Source organism: Providencia rettgeri (assembly GCF_041075285.1).
GTDB lineage: Bacteria > Pseudomonadota > Gammaproteobacteria > Enterobacterales > Enterobacteriaceae > Providencia > Providencia rettgeri_G.
On the sequence record NZ_CP163512.1, the window covers coordinates 1211787 to 1234401 of the forward strand.

The following is a 22615-nucleotide window of genomic DNA, read 5'->3' on the forward strand; positions in this document are numbered from 1 at the left end:
ACCGTTGAGTGGTTCCATTCATCAATCGTAGCCTTTATTATCGCTGAACACTTCGCTTTGGCAACAGGGGCATTCAAGATTTTATGCACCAATCTGTCTCATTATTTATAGGCCTACGCTATCTGCGTGGGCGCGCAGCGGATAAATTTGGGCGCTTTGTTTCCAGTTTATCGGCTATTGGCATCACTCTTGGTGTTACTGCCTTAATTACAGTAACATCCGTGATGAACGGTTTCGAGCGTTCGTTACAAGATAGCATACTTGCCTATATGCCGCAGGCGATTTTAACGTCGTCATCTGGCAATATTGACCCGACAAAATACCCGATGACTGACTTGCAACATTTGCAAGGTGTGAGTCGTATTGCGCCCATAGTTCAATCAGATGTGGTATTGCAAAGTCGCACTAACGTTGGCGTGGGGGTGATGGCGGGTATTGAACCGGGGGCGGATTCACTGTTATTAGATAAGCTTACTAGCGGCAATCGCAGTGATCTTACACCTGGGAGCTACCATGTTTTTCTCGGCAATAAATTAGCCGAAACATTAGGTGTAAAACGTGGTGATGATGTTCGTTTAATTATCCCCGGTGTTAGCCAATTAACCCCGATGGGGCGTATCCCAAGTCAGCGTTTATTTACCGTTGCCGGTATTTTCCAAACAAATGGTGAAGCCGATACCACTGAATTAGTTGTTTCTGCGCAAGATGCGGCAAGAATGCTGCGTTATCCCGTGGGGAATATAACCGGGTGGCGCTTGTATTTAAATGAACCATTGCAAGTTGACACACTCAGCAAGCAATCGCTGCCTGAAGGGCTTGTTTGGACAGATTGGCGTGAGCGCAAAGGGGAGTTTTTTCAAGCTGTTCGTATGGAAAAAAACATGATGGGCTTGTTACTAAGCTTAATTATTGCTGTTGCTGCATTTAATATTATCACCTCGCTGTCTTTATTGGTGATGGAAAAACAAGGGGAAGTGGCGATCTTAAAGACACTGGGCTTAAAGCGCTGGCGTATTTTGGCCATCTTTATGATCCAAGGGGCAGGAGCCGGTATTATTGGTACATTGATAGGCACGGTTTTAGGGACACTTTTGTCGAGTCAGCTCAATGTGATTATGCCGTTAATCGGGTTATTGCCAAAAGGTGTTTCTTTACCCATTGTACTTAATTATTCGGGTATTTTGATTATTGCAATTTCTGCGATGCTTATTTCACTGCTTGCGACGCTTTATCCTTCTTGGCGTGCAGCAGCAGTTCAACCTGCTGAGGCTTTACGTTATGAATAAACAACCACTTCTTGTCTGTGAACATTTAAGCAAAACCTATCAAGAAGGTTCATTGTCGACGCAAGTGTTGAAAAATGTCAGTTTCTCTATGGGAGCAGGGGAAATGATGGCGATAGTGGGCAGCTCAGGTTCAGGGAAAAGTACGTTATTGCATTTGCTGGGGGGGTTAGATACACCCACCGAAGGCAATGTCATTTTTCGTGGGCAGCATATTAACCAATTATCCTCTGACGAACGTGCTGCGATCCGTAATAAAGAGTTAGGTTTTATTTACCAGTTTCACCATCTTTTACCTGATTTTACCGCACTTGAAAATGTGGCAATGCCGCTATTAATCGGAGCTATTGCCAAAGAAACTGCGTTTACGAAAGCGAAAGCGATGTTAGAAGCGGTGGGGTTAGGGCACCGCGCAGATCACCGCCCTTCTGAATTATCAGGGGGAGAGCGACAACGTGTTGCGATAGCAAGGGCGTTGGTGAATGAGCCTGCACTTGTGTTGGCGGATGAGCCGACAGGTAACCTCGATTTACGTAATGCAGATGCTATTTTTGAGCTGCTAGGTGAGCTTAATCGTAAGCAGCGTACGGCATTTTTAGTGGTGACTCATGACATGACATTGGCGCGTCGCTTATCTCGTCAATTGGAAATGCGTGATGGTCACTTACAGCAGGAAATCACCTTGGGGGCACGGTAATGTCTAAATTACCTCTTACGCTCTTAGCGGCGCTACGCTTTAGTCGAGGGCGTCGGCGCACTGGCATGGTCTCTTTGGTGTCGATTGTTTCGACGCTGGGAATTGTGCTTGGTGTTGCGGTGCTGATCATCGGTTTGAGTGCGATGAATGGTTTTGAACGTGAACTGAATAACCGCGTATTATCTGTTGTCCCTCATGGGCAAATCTATGCCGTTAAACCGCCATATAAAGATTGGGATTTTGCAGAGCAAGTGATCCGTAAAACGCCAGGCGTTGAAGGTGTTAGTCCGTATGTGAATTTTACAGGTCTGCTTGAGCGCGGTGCAAACTTAAAAGCTATACAAGTCATGGGGGTTTCCCCGGAAACACAGTCACAAGTGAGTGCATTGCCCCAATTTGTATTGAATGATGCTTGGAAACATTTTGCGGCGGGTAACCAATCGATCATTTTAGGGCAAGGTGTCGCTGATACCTTGGATGTCAAGCAAGGGGATTGGGTGACCATCATGATCCCAAATACCGATGAAAGCTTGAAAATTCAACAGCCTAAGCGTATTCGTGTACAAGTTGCAGGTATCTTTAAACTCAGTGGCCTACTTGATCACCAATTAGCATTAGTGCCATTGGCTGATGCGCAGCAATATTTGGATTATGGTGATGGCATCAGTGGGTTTGAAATTAAAGCATCAGATCCTTTTGAAGCGGATAAAATTGTTTACGATGCAGGTCTAAAAACTATGCATCATGTTATTGTGAAAAGTTGGATTGGTGATTACGGCTACATGTACAATGATATTCAAATGGTACGGAGTATCATGTATTTAGCTATGATTTTGGTGATTGGTGTCGCCTGTTTTAATATTGTGTCAACGCTAGTTATGGCGGTTAAAGATAAAAGCAGCGACATTGCTGTGCTACGGACTCTCGGGGCAAAAGATGGGCAAATTCGTGCCATTTTCTTATGGTATGGCTTACTCGGCGGTTTAGTTGGTTCCCTGATTGGCGTAATATTAGGTGTATTAGTCTCAGTTAATTTGACAACTATCATTAAAGGCCTAGAGGTCATCTTAGGTCATCCAATCCTTTCAGGGGATGTCTATTTTATCGACTTCTTGCCGTCAGAATTACACATTATGGATGTAGTATATGTATTAATCACCACTATTATTTTGAGTCTAGTTGCTAGTTGGTATCCTGCTCGCCGTGCCAGTAAATTAGACCCAGCACGTATTTTAAGTGGTCAATAAAGCTAGAATAGACGCCAATGTATTATCTTCTTTAGGGGAATATACTTGGCGTTTTGCTTTAATTTCTTTCTAAAAACATTTGCTTATAGCTTTGTTTTTCAATCATATCTTCGGTAAAACCATAGCCGTTTGCCATCGCCATCAGCTTTTGATAATAGCCATCAAGCAGGCTTTGGTTATCGGTCATAATGGCAAATTCAGCAAACCAACCTATGCCTTCGAGGTGGTCTACGGTAATGTGGACATCGTTAAGGAAATAAATGCTACGGACTTTAGTGGTCTTCAAATGGCAATGATAACCCAAACTGACTAACATATTTTGTACGTGTTGGCTGTCATCAATATTAATAGCTTTGCATTCTGAAGAAGAAGGGCCTTTAACAATCCATAATTTTATCCCTGATGGCACCATCTCACGCACACACATACTGACATTATTGTTAGCGAGCGGTAAATTGGCATTTTCATAGAAATAATCTGTTTCCACATCATTCTCAGTGAACGGCTCAGCGAAATCAGCTTTGATTTTCAGAAGAAATGCGTCTGGATCAGCTAAACGAAATTTAATTTCTGCCTCATATTCACCCACAAAATGTTTACTCATTTTAATGTCCCTATAGTGCTGCCAAATTGTTTGGCTCGATCGTAGCACAGTAAGAAGGGGAGCGTAGGGTTAAAGATGTGATAAAAGGCAAAGGGTGCCTATTATTCATATGAAAATAGGCAGATACCCAAATGTGGCGTTACTTTTTCGTCATTTTATCTAAGTAACCCATAACAAACGCTGAGAGTACGAAGGTCAAGTGGATGATGACATACCACATCAATTTGTCATTTTCGACACTTCTTAAGTCCATAAAGATTTTCAGTAAATGGATGGATGAAATCGCCACAATTGACGCCGCTACTTTGTTTTTTAAGGAAGAGGCATCCATCTTGCCGAGCCAACCAAGTTTTTCACTGCTATCTGGAATATCCATTTGAGAAACAAAGTTTTCGTAGCCTGAAAACATCACCATCACTAATAGCCCACCGACGAGTGCCATATCAATCAATGATAGCAACGTTAAGATCAAGTCTGCTTCAGGGATGGACAAGATATTCGGTAAAATATGGTAGAGTTCTTGGAAGAACTTAATCGTTAAAGCTAATAGTGTCAGTGAAAGTCCAAAATAAATAGGCGCTAAGATCCAACGTGAAGCATACATTGCTCTTTCGAAAAACTTTTCCATGAAACCCCTTTAAGTCGTGAATGATCGTTACAGGAAATCTGCGGTGCGTATTCTAACTGTAGCGGCTGTTATCAAGAAAGGTTTTTTTATTGTTTTACAGTTGTGGGATTTTTGTGGCGTACTCATGAAGAAATAATGAAATATTTATGATAAAAAGGTGACAAAATCCATACCCTCAATATTTTTATTTGCATTCATCTGTGTGATGCGCTCTAGTATGTTAATGTTTAAATAATATAGAAAAGTCGTGCATTAACAGTGATAGATGACCAATTGAGTTGTCTAGGTTGTTAGACATGAGTTGCATGGATAAAGGGACGTTTTCGATGTTGCGATATCGTCATAGATTAAAAAAAGCCCGTAAAAATAAAGGTGTACGCCGCCAGCGACTTCGCAATCGGTCTTTTTATATAGATAACAGACTAAACCATATGAAAAAAGTGAACATTGTCGTATTAACGGGAGCCGGTATTTCGGCTGAGTCAGGTATTCAAACATTTCGTTCCGCAGATGGTTTGTGGGAAGAGCACCGTGTTGAGGATGTTGCTACACCTGAAGGTTTTGAGCGAAACCCTCAGTTAGTTCAACGTTTTTACAATGAAAGGCGCAGACAGCTTCAGCAGGATAATATTAAACCCAATGCGGCACATTTTGCGTTAGCACAACTTGAAGAGTTGCTCGGCGATCGTTTTTTATTGGTCACACAAAATATTGATAACTTGCATGAAAGGGCTGGGAGTAAACGCATTATCCATATGCATGGTGAATTATTAAAAGTGCGGTGTAATTGGTCCAATCAAGTTTTGGAATGGAAAGGGGATTTGACCCCAGAAGATCGTTGCCATTGTTGTCAGTTCCCTCAACCATTACGGCCGCATGTAGTCTGGTTTGGAGAAATGCCAATAGGTATGGATATTATTTATCAAGCCCTTGAAAGTGCGACTATTTTTATTTCTATTGGCACCTCAGGACATGTGTATCCAGCTGCGGGTTTTGTCCATGAAGCAAAATTGCATGGTGCACATACTGTTGAGCTTAACTTAGAGCCAAGCCAAGTCGAAAGTGAATTCGATGAAAAACATTACGGATTGGCTAGCCATGTCGTCGTCGAATATATCAATCAATTGATAATGGAATTACAAGTTAAAGATACTGCACCGTAAATTTTAAGGGAAACGTCTGTTTCCCTTAACCGATCACGATTAATAAAAATAAGTTAAACATTTTCATCTAACATGGCCGGCATTGTGATTTCTTTCACGCAAGTTGCCTGGCTCGTACTAAGTATGAAACGGATAGCATTCACCACATCTTGTAACGGAATTAGCTTCCCTTCACTTTGTTCAATAACATTGTCTACAGTGACTGACAAAGGGTATTCAGTGGCTAAATATCCTAAATTCAGTATTGAAATACCAATTTTATCTTTTCTTAAAGTTTCCCTTAACGACTGGACAATACCCCTTAAAGCATATTTAGTCGCAGAAAAAGTGACTTCTTTTCCTTTATGATTATCAAGCCCCCACGTCGAACCGATGAGAATAATTTTGCTATTCCGGCCTAAACGTAAGTTGGGCAATAATGACTTGAGATTGAGCAGGCAAGCGCTGATATTAGTTTGGATCAAATTCAATATCTCACTGTCATCGCTTGTTTCGAAATGGTATTTATCGGTAAATGCAAATGATTCCCAGATACCTACATTATAAATTAAGGTATTAATAGGTTTATATTGAAGGGTACTTTTAATGATGTTAGCAGACTGACTGTCACTTAAATCCGCCTGGATCCAATGAAAGTTTGATTGTTCGAATGGCGGTTTAGAACGAGAAACACCATAGATAACGTCATCAGACTGAGGAACACCCTCAACGAGTGCTTTACCGACACCTTTACTAACACCATAAATTAAATAGGTATTTGACATATTTTTATTCACCTGAAATGAGCAGAAAGAAATTATTAGCCAAAGACGAGTCAACGAATATGAATCTTGTATAGCATGGCTATTGAAAAAATGATTGGTCAATAGTGCATTTATTGGTGAATAGTTAACTTAATTTGGCGCTTTAGATAACCACTAAATAATAAGGATAATGCTATAAACGTATTGCCCTTATTAATTGTAGGTATTTTGATAGGTGAAAAGTAATCATCGAAAAAAATAACATGTGAAAATTAAATATAATTTAAGCATTATCATGAAAAAAGCGTCAGCAATAACAGCAAAGCTGATTTGAAACAATAATTGATTCTGTGATCTTTCCCATAATATAGCTATTGATATTTTAAGGGGATGGGTATGGACAAACTCTTGGAGCGGTTTTTTGAGTATACGGCTTTTGATACACAATCGAAGCTGAACGCAAAAACAATACCTAGTAGCACCGGGCAGCTAAAATTTGCCCGAGCACTAGTTAAGGAATTGAATGAATTAGGATTTGAACAGGTTACGTTAACAGACCAAGGTTGTTTGATGGCCTCTTTACCATCAAATGTTGATTGGGATGTTCCTGTTATTGGCTTTATTTCTCATTTAGATACCTCGCCAGATTTTTCGGGTAAAAATGTTTGTCCTCAAGTTTTAGAAAACTACCGTGGTGGTGATATCGCTCTAGGTATCGGTGACGAAGTGTTATCGCCAGTGATGTTCCCTGTGTTACATGAAATGATCGGTAAGACATTGATCATGACCGATGGTAAAACTTTATTAGGTGCCGATGATAAGGCAGGGATCGCTGAAATTATCACGGCTTTGGTCCGTTTAAAGGGCAATAATGTGCCACATGGGAAAATTTGCCTAGCATTTACTCCTGATGAAGAAATTGGTCGAGGGGCCCGCCATATTGATTTTAAGCAATTTGATGCGCTATGGGCTTACACGGTTGATGGCGGTGGCGTTGGTGAATTAGAGTATGAAAACTTCAACGCAGCAAATGTCGGGATTAAAATTGTGGGTAACAACACACATCCTGGTAATGCAAAAGGGGTGATGGTGAATGCGCTCAATTTAGCCAACCGTATTCATTCAATGCTCCCCGCGGATGAAGTGCCTGAACATACTGAAGGCTATGAAGGCTTTTATCATCTTACCTCTATAAAGGGGACGGTAGAGAAAGCCGAACTCAACTACATTATTCGTGATTTTGATTTCGCCAGTTTTGAAGCAAGAAAGAAAAACATTATTCGAATTGCCGAAAAGGTAGGGGAAAACCTGCATCCAAGTTGTTATATCGAACTGACATTAGACGATACCTATTACAATATGTATAGGGAGGTGATGAAGTACCCCCATGTTGTTGAATTAGCAAAACAAGCCATGATTGACTGTGGTATTGAGCCTATTGTTCAGCCGATTCGAGGGGGAACAGATGGTGCTCAACTCTCTCACCGTGGTTTACCTTGCCCAAATATTTTTACTGGCGGTTATAATTTCCATAGTAAACATGAGTTTATTACCCATGAAGGTATGGAGCAAGCAGTTAGTGTAATAATGAGAATTGCGGAGCTTACTGCTATTCACGCTAGGCAATCATAAGTTCTCAAATATTGATTAAGCTCAGTGTGCTAACACATCTGAGCTTAATTTTTTGTATTTATTGAAAAAGTACAGAAATGCCACTTAATGCAAGTAAAACCCCCATAAGTAAATTGAAATACTTTAATATGTTCGGTTGTTTCAGCTTTTCGCGTAACTGACTACCAAACATCGCCCAAATAGCGACACAAGGCCAGTTAATTAGCGCAAATATGATAGCAACCAACATCATTGAGACATAAGGGGCACTCGTCGTTGTGTACATTGCCATTCCTGATATCGCCATCATCCAAGCTTTGGGATTAATCCATTGAAAAAGTGCGGCTTCAAGTAAGGTCAATGGTTTTGTTTCTTGTGGATTAACCTGCTCAATAGAATGGCTAATGGTTGTTTTCCATGCCAGCCAAAATAGATAAATCATGCCAAGGTACTTTAATATGGAGTAAACAAGCTGTGACGATTGAATAACTGTGCCTACACCGAGGCCCACTGCGATCAACATGATGAAAAAACCAACCGAAACGCCAACAGAATGCGGCAATGTTCTTTTAAAACCAAAATTGGTTCCTGAAGCAAGCAACATAATATTATTGGGGCCTGGGGTAATAGACGTCACAAATGAAAACAGTGATAAAGCTAAAAACGTTTCTATGTTCATAAAGTCATAATTAATAAGATGGTTATTAGTTGTGTGCTTAATCGCTATCTGATTAAGTCAAAATATTTTAGAAGCGAATTTTAAAAATACTTTATCTTTGAGTGCCTATAAAGGAAGGAATAGTACGTAATTTTTGAAACGGTAGGAATGTATTATAAGTAATAAACTAAATTAGACAGTCGTTAATTGTGTTATTTTAATAAACAGATAGTTAATAGCATTAATAATATTTTTATAATGATAACGTTATACTAATTATAATAAAATGAAAAATTAAAGGCTCATGATGCTGAGCCTTTAAAAGAATACGAGTTAGATACTTATGAAATGAATTAGTCGTCAAAATACCAATAGCCGTTATTGACTAATGCAGTGATAAGTGCGATGAAATTGACATCATCAATCGCTTCCCCAAGAGTCTGGCTATTCACTGAATCATTGCGGCATAGACTGTTAACGGCTTCATAGCAGGTCGTTTCTAAACATTCTCCATTGACGAAAAACTGATCGCCAACGCGTAATGCTCTAAGACCATTAAGTTTGTATAAGGTCTCATGTTGTGTTTTTAGCAAATCATAGATTTCATCGTGCTCGTAAGGTGGTTCAGGGGGGGCAATATCTAACTCATGACGAGACTGAGAAATAAACTCCCCTAACCATTTACGGAATAAATCAGGATCGTTAAGAAGTGATCCCATCATTTCACGCAACTTGATTTGCTCACCCTGTAAAATTTCCGCAGGATTATCACGGAACGATAAATCGGGGTCGCTGTAACGATAGCTGCCTAAATCATTTGAGATTAAATAGTCGGCAAAGCTACTCATTAGCTCACGGGTATTCGGTGCTCGAAAACCAACAGAATAGTTTAATGATGGCTCTATTGCGTACCCTTCGTGTGGGAACCCAGGGGGAATATACAGGATATCACCAGGTTCCATTTCCTCATCAATAATCGCATCAAAAGGCTGTACTTGTAGGAGGTCAGGATGTGGGCAATGTTGTTTCATCGGAATTTTTTCCCCAACACGCCAACGGCGACGACCTTCTCCTTGAATAATAAACACATCGTATTGATCAAGATGAGGACCGACTCCGCCACCTGGCACTGAGTAAGAAATCATCAAGTCATCCATACGCCAATCGGAGAGCACACGAAACGGTTTCATTAAGGCTGCACTTGGATGATGCCAGTGATCCACGGCTTGCACTAAAATAGACCAATTTTCTTCACCGAGGTGGTCATAGCTTTCAAATGGGCCGTGACCTACTTGCCAAATACCCTCTTTGTGGCTGACTAAACGGCTATCAACCTCATCTTCCATTGCCAAACCTGCAAGCTCGTCTGGTGAGATAGGATCAATAAAACGCGTAAACCCTTTTTTGATAAGCAGTGGGCGCTTCTGCCAGTGACTGTCAAGGAAACTTTGCCAGTCAAGATTGAGTGTATAATCCATCTTATTGTCCCTAGTAAAAAAAACTTCTTAGATAGTATACCTGAAATGGTTAGCAAAGTAGGGGGGAAACGGACTCACATCACAGATTAGCTATCTTCAATCATGGATTGCTGCCGAAATGTGACGGCTAAACGAGCGCCACCGAGTGGGCTATCACTAATGGTGATCTCTCCCTCGTATTGATCGATGATATCCACCGCAATAGATAATCCTAAACCTTGACCGGGGCGTAGTGTATCTGCCCGTTGGCCTCGCACAAAAATTAAGCTACGTTTGCTTTCAGGCACGCCGGGTCCATCATCATCAACAAACAATGTCAGGCTATCAGTCCCAACGGCGGCGGTGACTTCAACAAATTCCAAACAATATTTGCAGGCGTTTTCCATAATATTACCCATGACTTCCATAAAGTCATTCGGTTGACCTAACCAAGTGATCTCTGGGGAAATATCGACTGTAATAGAAACGCCTTTGTGTTGATACACTTTGTGTAGCGCACTTGCTAAGCTATCGAGTATCGATGGAACTGATGAGATCTCTCGAAGCATCAGGTTTTCATCCCCTTGTGTTGACGCGCGATGCAGATAATATCCGACTTGCTGGGAGATGCGGCCAATTTGTTCCAACATGATGGGTTCTGCTTGGTCGATATTCATTTGCTTGCCAGAACGCAGCAAACGCAGGGTTGATTGTAAAACGGCAAGTGGTGTTTTGAGGCTGTGAGTTAAATCAGATAACGTGGTTCGATATTTACTATAACGTTTTCGCTCGTTAGTTAACAAAATATTCAGATTACGCACTAACCCCCTCAGCTCAGAAGGTGGATTTTCATCAAGGCTATCGCGCTCACCTTTTTCAAGGCTACTGAGTTGGGAAACCAAAGACTTAATAGGACGTAAGCTCCAATAAGCGGCAAGCCAAAGTAAAGGAATGACTAAAATCAGGTTAGCGAGCAATACATAGCCAAACCATTCCCACACTAACCCTGTATTTTGTAAATCTTGAGGCAGGGTATCGACGACGACAATAGTCAAGGGAGGAAGTTTCTCACTCGCCGCATATTGATTAACAGAAACGGAGTGGGTAAGTGGTTCATCATCACTCTCCATTTTATCCAGCTTATTGTTATATTCGGGATTGTCATCAAGGAGTTGGCGAGTTTCTCGGATATTGGTGTCAATCTCGTACAACCCCTCTTTTTTTAGCCAACTATTGCGGATTAAGCGTTCAACACTAGGCACATCCCGTTGCCGCCATAGTACTTGCCCTTGTTCATCATAAATAATGATCAGGGTAGGGTTATTTAGCGTGAAATTGGGGGGGACGCGAATGTCAATTTTGTTATTTTGCCATTGGGCGAGACTGTAAATCAGGTTACTTTGGCTGCGCAGTAGTGTGTAAGTGGTTTTATCGAAACTAATTAAATAGCCCAGTATTGCTACGATGCCATAGGACAAGGTTAATGCGAGGATCACAGCAGACGTCGCGCACAAAAAGCGTGCGCGTAACGAAAGAGGCTTAACTTTAAATTTGCTTAGCCACATATTAACCATTCACATCAAAACGGTAGCCTTGGCCACGTACAGTTACGATAACTTCATCACTATGAAATTGTTGAATTTTCTTTCTTAATCGACCCATTAGGACATCAATAGTGTGGCTTTCTCTGAGTTCTGCATCTGGATACAGTTGGCGCATTAATGAGTCTTTGCTGACGACTTTACCGTTATTGCGTAATAAGGTCTCGATAATGGTATATTCAAATGCCGTCAGTTTGACGGCTTCACCATTTACCGTAAATTCTTTGCGCGATAAGTCGATAACAAAGTTACCTAACTCTAATACTTGCGATGCTAGCCCGCTATTTCTGCGCATCAATGCTTGCATACGTGCGACTAGTTCTTCGAGTTGGAAAGGTTTTGTAACATAGTCATCAGCACCGCTATTAAGCGCTTGCACCTTTTCTTGCCAGCTTTCACGGGCAGTCAATACGAGCAGTGGAATATTGACATGATTACTACGCCAGCGTTTGATCATGGACAGGCCATCTTCATCGGGCAAGCCTAAATCGACAACCGCGATATCTGGGCAGCTTTCATGCAAAAAGTAATCTGCTTATTTTGCGTCTTCAGCTGAATCAACCTGATGACCCAGTTCTTTAAGTTGAACAGTTAAGTGGTGACGAAGTAACGCATTGTCTTCGACGATAAGAATACGCATCTGAAACCCTCATAGTAATAAAGAGATAGTGTCCGCTATGATGATAGTAGCACTAGAAGTAACATGGTAAAAAGAGTTCTCAGCTGCGACAAGGGATTAAATAAATATAAGTCAAACAAAAGAGAAAAAAAGCGTTCTTTTCGAGTCATAAAGTTGTATTAGAGCGCTTTTCGCTAATAAGGACATAGAGTAGATAAAAAAAGGCGGCGCATTGGCCGCCAAATTAAATAGGCTAAAATTATTTCAGCTCATCAATAAATGCGACTGCGTACCCAATATAGTTCGCTGGCGTCATCTCTTTTAAGCGGGCTTTTTCATGCTCAGGCAGTTCTAAACCATCAATAAACTGTTTCATTCCTTCCGCGGTAACACGTTTACCACGAGTTAATTCTTTCAGTTTTTCATACGGTTTTTCAATGCCATAGCGACGCATAACCGTTTGAATTGGCTCAGCTAACACTTCCCAGTTTTGGTCTAACTCGTCCAGTAAATGCTGCTCGTTCACTTCGAGTTTATTTAAGCCTTTCAGAGTGGATTGATAGGCAATTAATGCATAACCTAAACCAACCCCCAAGTTACGTAGCACCGTTGAGTCGGTTAAGTCACGCTGCCAGCGTGAAACAGGTAGTTTGCTCGCTAAATGGCCTAAAACAGCATTTGCTAAGCCCAAGTTGCCTTCGGAGTTTTCAAAGTCGATAGGGTTCACTTTGTGTGGCATGGTAGAAGAGCCGATTTCCCCTGCAATCGTTTTTTGCTTGAAGTGATTTAAAGCAATATATCCCCAAATATCACGGTCAAAATCTAACACAATGGTATTAAAACGTGCGACACAGTCGAAGAGTTCAGCAATATAATCATGAGGTTCAATTTGCGTAGTGAATGGATTCCATTGAATACCTAATGAAGTTACAAAAGTCTCACTGAATTCATGCCAGTTAACTTCTGGGTAAGCCACCATATGGGCATTGTAGTTACCCACTGCACCATTAATTTTGCCTAAAATTTCAACTTGTTGTAGCTGGCGGAATTGACGTTCTAAGCGGTACGCAACGTTGGCAAATTCCTTACCAATGGTTGAAGGGGTTGCTGGCTGTCCATGGGTACGGGATAACAATGGTAAATTGCGGTATTCATATGCCATTGCCTTAACTTTATCGATAATTTGACGCCATTGAGGCAAAAGAACCTCTTCCCGTGCCGTTTTGAGCATCAAGGCGTGAGATAAGTTATTGATATCTTCCGAGGTACACGCAAAATGGATAAATTCTGAAACCGCATGCAGTGCCGGAATATGTTCAACTTTTTCTTTGAGGAAGTACTCTACGGCTTTAACATCATGGTTAGTTGTGCGCTCAATCTCTTTGATCCGCATCGCGTCTTTTTCGCAGAAGTTCTCCACAATTTCATCTAAGTAAGCGATTGCGTCGGCATCAAATGAAGGAACTTCTTTAATTTGAGCGGTTGCCGCCAGTTTTTGTAGCCAGCGAACTTCAACTTGCACGCGAAATTTCAGTAAGCCAAACTCACTAAAAATAGTGCGTAAAGCGCTGACTTTATCACCGTAACGGCCGTCAATCGGGGATACAGCGGTCAGTGAGGATAATTCCATTGGTAGCAACTCCAGATTTAAAGGTGAGACAAAATTTCTTTCGCCTGATTAGCCAGACGATTGCGAGAAAACATCAGTTGGATGCGACTTCCACCCACTTGTTGCCAAAGTACGGTTGAGCGAATACCGGCAAGCAAAATTGCGCGAACTTTAGCCTGAACTAAGGTGTTTTTCAGAATGTCAGGAGAGCCCGTCACTTGGATCCGTGGGCCCGCAGGGCTAACGACATCAACGTAAATCCCAGCAAGTGCATTAAATACGCCTTCAGAAAGTGGTTCGAAATAACTTGCTTGGCGTTCAAATTGCTCAATACGTTGACCAAGCTTATTCATAGCGTCTTCATCTTTATTAAGACGACGCTCAAGTGCCATCAAGCTTAGCATGTAGCGAGTCATTTCGGCAGATAACCCACTATTACCGCCCGTTAGCATACCTAACATAGCACCTAAACCAGTTTTGAGGTTTGCGGTGTTATTTCCATAGACATCCAAGGTTGAGCTTGGATTCATATTGGTTAGGCTATTGACCATTGTTTCGGCATCGCTGTCGAGGCAGGTGCCTTCATGTGCAAGCTTTTGAACCATGGCGCTTGCTTGGCAAATACCGGCTAAGGCAAGCGTGATGTCGTAATAGTTTTTAGCCACAGCTACTCCTGAATACGGGCTTCAATAATGCCGCCACCGAGGCAGACTTCGTCAAGATAAAATACTGCGGATTGCCCAGGGGTAACCGCAGCAACAGGGTAATCAAATATGACTTCAATTCGGTCGCTATCAATAGGGGTGACCATGCAAGGGATATCCCCTTGACGGTAACGGGTTTTGACCACACAACGTAATGGTTGAGTTAGGGGTTCTCTATCAACCCAATGCAGTTGTTGTGCAATCAAACCTACTGACATCAAACGTGGATGCTCGTGACCTTGTGCAACGATAAGAATATTATTTTCAACGTCTTTATCGACAACATACCAAGGTTCTTCCGACCCATCTTTCGTACCGCCAATGCCTAACCCTTTACGTTGCCCTAATGTGTGATACATCAACCCTTCGTGCTGACCAATTGTATCCCCCTCCACTGTGACGATAGGACCCGGTTGAGCAGGGAGGTAACGGCCTAAGAAGTCACGGAATTTACGCTCACCAATAAAGCAAATGCCGGTTGAGTCCTTTTTCTTCGCCGTAATTAAGCCTATTTCTTCTGCAATACGGCGGACTTCAGGCTTTTCAAGTTCACCAACAGGGAACAGGCTTTTTGATACTTGTTCATGGCTTAAGGTGTACAGAAAATAACTTTGGTCTTTGTTGCCATCTAGCCCCCGGAGTAACTGGCTTTTCCCGTTAACATCACGGCGGCGGACATAGTGACCTGTCGCTATGTAATCTGCCCCTAAATCTTCAGCGGCAAATTCTAAAAAGGCTTTAAATTTGATTTCTTTATTACACAGAATATCAGGGTTCGGTGTACGACCCGCTTTGTATTCGGTTAAGAAATGTTCGAATACATTATCCCAATATTCCGCAGCAAAGTTGATGGTATGTAACTCGATGCCGAGTTTATCACACACAGCCTGCGCATCAGCAAGGTCAGCTGCTGCGGAGCAATATTCCGTATCATCATCCTCTTCCCAGTTCTTCATAAACAGACCAACCACCTGATACCCTTGCTGCTGGAGCAAATAGGCGGATACGGATGAGTCAACACCACCGGACATACCGACGATGACTTTTTTCAGGCTGTTATCTGATTTGGTACTGTTATTTGACATGGAAATAGTCTCACTGCGGAAAAATCAAGCCCCATACTTTAGCATGTTGACCCCTTATTGCACCAGAGTTAGAGAGAATATTATTGCTTGGCGGCGATTTCACCAAGCAAAGCGAGTTATTGATAATGAGACCCATAAGCTGAAAGAATATCCAGCGGGTAACTTACCCCGGTTTGAAAGCAACGCAAACTTTCTGCGACTAATGGAGAACGCAGGCAGTCGCTTTCTAAAATATCATTTGCCGTTACCCAATGGCAGCAGGCGATATCATTGTCTTGTGGGTGGGGTTCACAAATTGATTCAAGTTCAACAGCAAATAAAAATCGAATAAATTGTGTGTTATCGGGGGCAACCCATTGATGAATATGAATTAATTTCGTAAGTGATGCCTGTATGCCCGTTTCTTCGAGTAATTCGCGCTCAGCGGCTTGTATCAGGGTCTCGTTGGCTTCCAAATGGCCAGCGGGTTGGTTCCATGTGGGTTTACCATTGATCCATTCCTCAACAACCAGAAACTTGTCTTTTGCATGGACAATCGTTGCGACAGTAACATTAGGTTTAAACAATATTGACCTCCATCCATTCACCTACGGATAAATTTCCTAAATTAAACTCCCCCATTTGATAACGAATTAAGCGCAGTGTTGGGGCTCCAATATTTGCCGTCATCCGGCGAACTTGGCGATTACGGCCTTCGTATAAGGTAATTTTAAGCCAGCTTGTTGGAATATTTTTGCGTTCCCTAATAGGGGGATTGCGAGGCCATAACCATGCGGGTTCGTCAACTAACTCAACCTCTGCCGGTAGCGTAGGACCATCATTTAACATAAGCCCACGACGAAATTGCGCAAGGGCTTGTTCATCAGGGATCCCTTCTACTTGAGCATAGTATATTTTCCCTGTTTTTTTCTGAGGTTGAGTTAAACGAGCCTGTAACTTTCCATCATTCGTCAAGACTAATAAGCCCTCGCTATCTCTATCAAGGCGTCCCGCAGCATAAACATCGGTGATTGGAATATAGTTTTTTAAGGTATCGCGACCTTGCTCATCAGTAAATTGCGGCAGTACATCGAAGGGCTTGTTGAACAGAATGACTTTGCGAGGTGCCTGTATTACTGTTGGTTTAGCCGACATTCGTTTGTTCCGATATTTTAAATCAGTTGAGCGTTGATGTACTTTGTGTTTTTTTTGCGCTGATTTAGCGGTCGGCTTATTCATAATGATCCAATAATGAATTGTTAATACTAATTAATTTAATCGATGACGACTAGGCATAGTGTAGAAGATTTACCGATAAAATCCTAGGAACCCCGTTGCTGCGTAGCTGCAATATTTAATTAACAACTTTAAAATCATTGAAATCAATAAATTCAATTTTTCATTTAAAAATAAGCACATATGGCATAATTGTAATGACGATAGTGTGAGCAAAACGTATTTTTAATTTGCGTTATCTTGTTAATATAAATTTTACTAAAGAGGTGATTAAGTGGGACGATGACCTCAAGAAAACGCTTTTTATCAAAATAAATTTATTTATTAAAAATGAAGTAGTCAAACTAATGCATTGATTTGCAAGTGGTTATCAATGCGTTCCTTTTTAACTGATAAATTAGGTCAGTACGTTAAATGCGATCGCCATTGAAGCTTAGATGAGTAATCATTGGCGTTCGACGCAGATTGAAGTAGTATTGACACGTCTCTTACAAAAAATTAACAAGCAAAATACGCAAGTGAAAGGAGAGGTTAATGGAAAGCAAAGTAGTAGTTCCGGCAGAAGGCGCTAAAATTACCATTGATGCAAAAGGCAAACTAAACGTTCCGAACAACCCAATTATCCCTTATATTGAAGGTGACGGTATTGGTGTTGATGTCACTCCAGCAATGTTAAAAGTCGTTGATGCGGCAGTTAAAAAGGCCTACAACGGTGAGCGCAAAATTTCTTGGATGGAAATTTACACTGGCGAAAAATCTACACAAATTTATGGTAAAGACGTTTGGTTACCAGAAGAAACTCTCGATTTAATCCGTGATTACCGCGTTTCAATTAAAGGTCCTTTAACAACTCCAGTTGGTGGTGGTATTCGTTCATTGAACGTTGCACTGCGTCAACAGCTTGATTTGTACATCTGCTTACGTCCTGTACGTTACTACAAAGGTACGCCAAGTCCAGTCAAACAACCTGAACTGACAGATATGGTTATCTTCCGCGAAAACTCCGAAGATATCTACGCAGGTATTGAGTGGAAAGCAGGCTCAGCAGAAGCTGACAAAGTGATCAAATTCCTGAAAGATGAAATGGGCGTAACAAAAATCCGTTTCCCACAACAGTGTGGTATCGGTATTAAACCTTGCTCAGAAGAAGGAACAAAACGTTTAGTTCGCGCTGCAATTGAATATGCAATTGATAATGGCCGTGATTCAGTGACCCTGGTTCATAAAGGAAATATTATGAAATTCACTGAAGGTGCATTCAAAGATTGGGGCTACCAATTAGCGCAAGAAGAATTTGGCGGTGAATTATTAGATGGCGGTCCATGGGTTAAAATTAAAAATCCTAAAACGGGCAAAGATATCATTATTAAAGATGTGATTGCAGATGCATTCTTACAGCAAATTCTACTGCGTCCAGCGGAATATGATGTCATCGCGTGTATGAATCTCAATGGTGACTACATTTCTGATGCATTAGCCGCGCAAGTGGGGGGTATCGGTATTGCTCCAGGTGCTAACATTGGTTCTGAGTGCGCGTTGTTTGAAGCAACTCACGGTACTGCTCCTAAATATGCAGGTCAGGATAAAGTCAACCCAGGTTCTATCATTCTGTCCGCTGAAATGATGCTGCGTCATATGGGCTGGACTGAAGCCGCTGACCTAATCGTTAAAGGTATGGAAGGCGCAATCGAAGCGAAGACCGTAACGTATGACTTTGAACGTCTGATGGATGGCGCTAAGCTGCTGAAATGTAGCGAGTTCGGCGACGCAATTATCAAACATATGTAATTGATTATCTGATGTGATTAATAACGGGAGCTTAATAGTTCCCGTTTTTTATTACCACTTCTGAAACGGTTATCAAAAAGTTATCAAAACGAATTATCAAAACCCACCTATATTTCGACCTTTAAATAACAACTTTTACCCAATCTTTACCCCGATCATCATTATATTTATCAGTCATTTTTTGCGATTTATGACCTAGCAAATCTTTAGACGCTCTTTTTTTAAGGATCTAGCGTATAAGTTGTTCCTTAAAATACTGAGCGCCGTCTCTAATTGCTTCATCGGCAATATTCATCATGCGGCTATAATGCAAAAAAGCATGCAATGTGCCTGAGTACATTTTATATGTGCAAAGCAACTGATTGGTTTTTAATGTTTCAAATAATGCAATGCTATCATCTAAAAGGGGGTCAAACTCAGCACTAGCAATAAAACAAGGTGGAATATTATAAGTTAAATCATTATTGAATAAACAGTAGTATGGTGCTTCACGACTTCCGGAATGACCAAGATAGGCATTATCATAATATTCAAGATCTTCTCGCTCCAATCCATCCCATTTACAGCCATAAAGTCGACGACTTACGGAGTCTCGTAAACCATAAAGGCCATACCAAAGTAAAATTGCCTTAATTTCTTTATTTGCAATACAATTATCGCGAAGCCAGAGGGCGACAGCTAATGACAACATTGCCCCTGCTGAGTCACCAGCAAAACCAGTTTGCGTCATATCAATTTGATATTTTTTAGAGTTTAGTGAATAAAATTGATAAACCGCAGAGATTTCTTCAATTGCTTGAGGGTAGCGAGCTTCTGGCGATAAGGAGTAATCGACGCCAATTACAGTGCAACCAGTATATAGTGCGAGTAATCGCATTATCCTATCATGAGTATCAAGGTTACCTAAAATAAACCCGCCACCATGAAGATAAAATAGTGTCGCAGGTGTGTTGATTGTAGGTTGAAATATCCGTGTAAGAACTTCTCCATAGGCGGTGAGAACGCTAACATCAAGAGTTGAGTGCATGGTGGGCGCATCTTCGTTCCAATATTTCCTATCTTTAATATAGGCATCACGCACCGAGAATAAGTCAGTATTTTGTGGCGTATCTGACGTGTTTTCTGCATAAAAATTTATTACTTTTTTCATCTCGGGCGAAATGAGATCCAGTACGTTTATTTTATTGTTAGGGTTCATTTTTTCTCCTACTATTTTGCCTATATTGTAGAAGACATGAATTATTAATTTGTGATCATGTTATCCAATATTAAAAGCTGGGTCTTCTGTTATACATTCCTTTTTTAACCGGCGTTTTTAAGTTTGAGAGGGCTCTGTTAGTTAAAGTCAATGACCCTAAATAATGATTATTAATTGGATAATTTTTAAATTTTAGAAATATAAATTAAGTGGTGAGGTTAAATAAATATTCTAAATTTGTACTGACTTGATAGGCACTTTTTAATTAAGCACATAATGATAGAAAAGGGGGGGATCGATGACAAACAATATGCCGAAGGATTTAAACGTAAAATTTAAAGCAAGTTACTGAAAAATGTTATCATATAGACAGTGCGGGTAGTTCTTTATTTAACAGAATAAAGTTTTTCGTAAAGAAATGTAAAGCATCGCTTGAATTTCTACTTAGCGCCCTTATATAGTTAATGCACCAAAGCAAACTTAATTGTGGTGCAAGCTAATATGTTTTTAATTTGGTTTAAATATTGAAGGAGAAATTATGTCTAACATTAGATCTTTTTCATTATTCCCGACATTATCGGATAGTTTGCTTTCAAACCGCTTTGATCAGATGGATCGTTTGTTTAGTCAACTAACAGGTAATAGACCTATCACCTCAGACCACCCTTATAACTTAAAACAAATTAATGATGCGCATTATCAGCTTACGGTAAGTGTGCCAGGTTATAAGGAAAACGAGTTAACCGTCTCCTTGAAAGGTGGCAAACTTTGTATTCAAGGGGAACAAGCTGCTGAATTAGTTGATGAGTCAGAAAAGTGGATCCACCAAGGGATAACGCAAAATAAATTTTCTCTTGAGTTTAATCTAGGTAAAAATGTAAAAATCGAAAAAGCGGGATTATCCAGTGGGTTATTAACATTAGATATTGAATATGAAATTCCTGAAGAGGAAAAGCCGCAACTCATAGCTATTGAGAATAAAGAAACAAAAGCATAACGCGATTGTTTTATAGCCCGCCCCCAGTTATGGCGGGCTTTTTATTACAAAATTTTAGTGCACGAGAAATAAACGGAATAAAAAAACACAATGAGAATAATACTTTCATACTCTTTTAGATCTATTTTAGGAAAAATATGAGCTAACAAGTGGTTCACTACCTAACATTAAAAATGTTGAACAGTGTATGACTAATTACGCTAAAGGAGAGTAATATCTTTATTTAATTATAAAGCTATACAGGCATAAAATAAGTACAGTAATTTTACCAGAACTAACGTAATTAACCATTAGAGCAGTGTTCAAAATTGAGTTTGGCTTGCTTAATAGCTTGTTTTTCAATGTCTCGCAAGGTGAGGTTCATCATATCTAATCCTTTTATATCCATCTTGAAGCGATGGACAGATTTATCATCACCTGTCAGTATTATATCTAAGCCAATAGGTTTTGAGTTATCTTCTAAGATAATGATTTGAGTCAGATTAAATCGCATTGGGCACCTCAAATATCAATTGTAAAGTATTAATCTACACTAAATATCGATGTATTACTTTAATAAAAGGTTACATAATGTAACAAATAACACGTTGATACGAATGGAATTAATTAGAAGCCCTTATGTTTTTTTTTGTTAATAATACTTATTAACCGTTTAAATACCGGGGGGGAATTTTTAATTTATTTATTTCGATGGTATTAATCATGCTAATCAATTAATAGGTTAGAACAGTAATATACTTAGGCTAGACTATATAAAAAAACCCCTTACTAACAAGGGGCATCTAATGGAAATATAGCTATATTATAATTGTTATCTAGGGGCTGTTTATCTTTGATGGTCAATTTTTATTCGAGTTAAAGCCATTTTAGGCAAGGAGAGAGGTGCAACACCTAAACTAGCTAAGAACCTCTCAACACAGCATCAAATGAGTGAAACGTGCTTTAATCGAACCCATAGGTCAGCCTTTAGGAACAATAGTTGATTCAAATCGTCGTTAGTCAGCACGACGTCTCCATTGATCCTTTTTTTAGGTTGTTGGTTAACTTTTTAGCGGTAAAAATCATCAGCAAAGATAAACAGCCCCTAGGTATCTGTCATCCTGACAGATATTGAAATCATAACAGCAAAATGGCTTTAATCCAAATTAGAGTATTCATTTTTGCAGTTAGCGGAAGATTAAGAATAAAAGTTATTTTATAACATGTCGTTACTGCCGCTAGTCTCCTTGAGGGTAAAGGGTAACTGATAGAAGTGGGGAAGGCATGCTTCAGCGACCAGTGTCGACCAATATACGTAAACATGACTATAAAATACATACTCAAGTTAACATTTTAATCAGGATTGGTTCAGCGTTACATCAAATTTAATTGATGCCTTCTAGATATTTGACATAAGTTAAATGATATTTTTTTGATATTAGTGAAAATAGAAGGGATTGATATAAATTAATAAACCATTGGAGCTGTTGCATATGTTTCCTGAATACCGTGACTTAATTTCTCATCTTCGTCAGTCAGACCCGCATTTTCGCTCACTTTTTGATAAACATAACCAACTAGACCATGAAATTTCTAGATTAGAGCATCCCGATAGAAGTGGCTATAACGATGAAGTTGTTGAGCTAAAAAAACAGAAATTACGATTAAAGGAAGAAATACATCAAATTCTAAAAACATCATCAAGGGTGGAGAAATAAATCAGCATGTC

At 40.3% G+C, this 22615-nt stretch carries 21 protein-coding genes and 1 pseudogene; 8 read left to right on the forward strand and 14 right to left on the reverse strand.

What is annotated here, in order from left to right; translation table 11 throughout:
• Nucleotides 1-83 precede the first annotated feature (83 nt).
• The 3 genes from lolC to lolE are packed head-to-tail and all read left to right on the forward strand — an operon-like array spanning nt 84 to nt 3227.
• Nucleotides 84-1286, forward strand: a complete 1203-nt coding sequence (gene lolC, locus AB6N04_RS05440) for a lipoprotein-releasing ABC transporter permease subunit LolC (protein WP_369310879.1) — start codon at nt 84-86, stop codon at nt 1284-1286.
• Nucleotides 1279-1980, forward strand: coding sequence for a lipoprotein-releasing ABC transporter ATP-binding protein LolD (gene lolD / locus AB6N04_RS05445; RefSeq protein WP_369310881.1), 702 nt, complete (start codon nt 1279-1281; stop codon nt 1978-1980). Before lolC ends, lolD begins: the two co-directional genes overlap by 8 nt.
• The gene (lolE, locus tag AB6N04_RS05450; RefSeq protein WP_369310882.1) at nt 1980-3227 is read left to right on the forward strand and encodes a lipoprotein-releasing ABC transporter permease subunit LolE; all 1248 of its coding nucleotides are present in this window, start codon (nt 1980-1982) and stop codon (nt 3225-3227) included. The genes lolD and lolE overlap by 1 nt, the downstream gene beginning before the upstream one ends.
• A 58-nt stretch (nt 3228-3285) precedes the next feature.
• Here the strand turns inward: lolE and AB6N04_RS05455 are convergent, their stop codons facing one another.
• The gene (locus tag AB6N04_RS05455) at nt 3286-3831 is read right to left on the reverse strand and encodes a class IV adenylate cyclase (protein ID WP_369310883.1); all 546 of its coding nucleotides are present in this window, start codon (nt 3829-3831) and stop codon (nt 3286-3288) included.
• 139 nt (nt 3832-3970) lie between these two features.
• A complete protein-coding gene (locus AB6N04_RS05460) occupies nt 3971-4459 on the reverse strand; it encodes a TIGR00645 family protein (protein ID WP_369310884.1) in 489 nt (162 codons plus the stop codon).
• A gap of 329 nt (nt 4460-4788) precedes the next feature.
• Between AB6N04_RS05460 and cobB the strand changes: the two genes are divergently transcribed.
• A complete protein-coding gene (cobB, locus tag AB6N04_RS05465) occupies nt 4789-5622 on the forward strand; it encodes a Sir2 family NAD+-dependent deacetylase (protein WP_369311997.1) in 834 nt (277 codons plus the stop codon).
• A gap of 53 nt (nt 5623-5675) precedes the next feature.
• Here cobB and AB6N04_RS05470 read toward each other — a convergent pair whose 3' ends face one another.
• Nucleotides 5676-6386 (reverse strand): SDR family oxidoreductase, encoded by a 711-nt coding sequence (locus AB6N04_RS05470; RefSeq protein WP_369310885.1) that lies wholly within the window; start codon nt 6384-6386, stop codon nt 5676-5678.
• 375 nt (nt 6387-6761) lie between these two features.
• Between AB6N04_RS05470 and pepT the strand changes: the two genes are divergently transcribed.
• Nucleotides 6762-7997: a peptidase T gene (gene pepT / locus AB6N04_RS05475; RefSeq protein WP_369310886.1), complete on the forward strand. Its 1236-nt coding sequence runs from the start codon at nt 6762-6764 to the stop codon at nt 7995-7997.
• Between the two features lie 58 nt (nt 7998-8055).
• On the opposite strand, the gene AB6N04_RS05480 is transcribed toward pepT, so the two are convergent.
• From AB6N04_RS05480 to rluE, 9 genes and pseudogenes are all read right to left on the reverse strand, one after another.
• The gene (locus AB6N04_RS05480) at nt 8056-8655 is read right to left on the reverse strand and encodes a LysE family translocator (protein ID WP_369310887.1); all 600 of its coding nucleotides are present in this window, start codon (nt 8653-8655) and stop codon (nt 8056-8058) included.
• A 332-nt stretch (nt 8656-8987) separates the two neighbouring features.
• The gene (locus AB6N04_RS05485; RefSeq protein WP_369310888.1) at nt 8988-10112 is read right to left on the reverse strand and encodes a cupin domain-containing protein; all 1125 of its coding nucleotides are present in this window, start codon (nt 10110-10112) and stop codon (nt 8988-8990) included.
• 86 nt (nt 10113-10198) lie between these two features.
• Nucleotides 10199-11656 carry a two-component system sensor histidine kinase PhoQ gene (gene phoQ / locus AB6N04_RS05490; protein ID WP_369310889.1) on the reverse strand — a complete coding sequence of 486 codons (1458 nt, stop codon included), beginning with the start codon at nt 11654-11656 and terminating at the stop codon, nt 10199-10201.
• Between the two features lies 1 nt (nt 11657).
• Nucleotides 11658-12332 (reverse strand): annotated as a pseudogene (phoP, locus tag AB6N04_RS05495) (two-component system response regulator PhoP).
• 238 nt (nt 12333-12570) lie between these two features.
• A complete protein-coding gene (gene purB / locus AB6N04_RS05500) occupies nt 12571-13941 on the reverse strand; it encodes an adenylosuccinate lyase (RefSeq protein ID WP_369310890.1) in 1371 nt (456 codons plus the stop codon).
• Nucleotides 13942-13958: 17 nt separating this feature from the next.
• A complete protein-coding gene (gene hflD / locus AB6N04_RS05505) occupies nt 13959-14585 on the reverse strand; it encodes a high frequency lysogenization protein HflD (RefSeq protein ID WP_369310891.1) in 627 nt (208 codons plus the stop codon).
• Nucleotides 14586-14587: 2 nt separating this feature from the next.
• Entirely contained in the window at nt 14588-15709 is a 1122-nt protein-coding gene (gene mnmA / locus AB6N04_RS05510) for a tRNA 2-thiouridine(34) synthase MnmA (protein ID WP_369310892.1), read from the reverse strand.
• A gap of 116 nt (nt 15710-15825) precedes the next feature.
• Nucleotides 15826-16275 (reverse strand): NUDIX domain-containing protein, encoded by a 450-nt coding sequence (locus AB6N04_RS05515; RefSeq protein ID WP_369310893.1) that lies wholly within the window; start codon nt 16273-16275, stop codon nt 15826-15828.
• Entirely contained in the window at nt 16268-16843 is a 576-nt protein-coding gene (gene rluE, locus AB6N04_RS05520) for a 23S rRNA pseudouridine(2457) synthase RluE (protein ID WP_369311999.1), read from the reverse strand. Before rluE ends, AB6N04_RS05515 begins: the two co-directional genes overlap by 8 nt.
• 615 nt (nt 16844-17458) lie before the next feature.
• Between rluE and icd the strand changes: the two genes are divergently transcribed.
• Entirely contained in the window at nt 17459-18712 is a 1254-nt protein-coding gene (icd, locus tag AB6N04_RS05525) for an NADP-dependent isocitrate dehydrogenase (protein ID WP_369310894.1), read from the forward strand.
• A 229-nt stretch (nt 18713-18941) separates the two neighbouring features.
• On the opposite strand, the gene aes is transcribed toward icd, so the two are convergent.
• Complete coding sequence (gene aes / locus AB6N04_RS05530) at nt 18942-19910, reverse strand: acetyl esterase (protein WP_369310895.1); 969 nt, start codon at nt 19908-19910, stop codon at nt 18942-18944.
• A 538-nt stretch (nt 19911-20448) separates the two neighbouring features.
• Between aes and AB6N04_RS05535 the strand changes: the two genes are divergently transcribed.
• Nucleotides 20449-20907: an Hsp20 family protein gene (locus AB6N04_RS05535; protein WP_369310896.1), complete on the forward strand. Its 459-nt coding sequence runs from the start codon at nt 20449-20451 to the stop codon at nt 20905-20907.
• Between the two features lie 283 nt (nt 20908-21190).
• Here the strand turns inward: AB6N04_RS05535 and AB6N04_RS05540 are convergent, their stop codons facing one another.
• The gene (locus tag AB6N04_RS05540) at nt 21191-21400 is read right to left on the reverse strand and encodes a hypothetical protein (protein WP_369310897.1); all 210 of its coding nucleotides are present in this window, start codon (nt 21398-21400) and stop codon (nt 21191-21193) included.
• A 979-nt stretch (nt 21401-22379) separates the two neighbouring features.
• On the opposite strand from AB6N04_RS05540, the gene AB6N04_RS05545 reads away from it, so the two are divergent.
• Nucleotides 22380-22604: a YdcH family protein gene (locus AB6N04_RS05545; protein ID WP_369310898.1), complete on the forward strand. Its 225-nt coding sequence runs from the start codon at nt 22380-22382 to the stop codon at nt 22602-22604.
• Nucleotides 22605-22615: the final 11 nt, after the last annotated feature.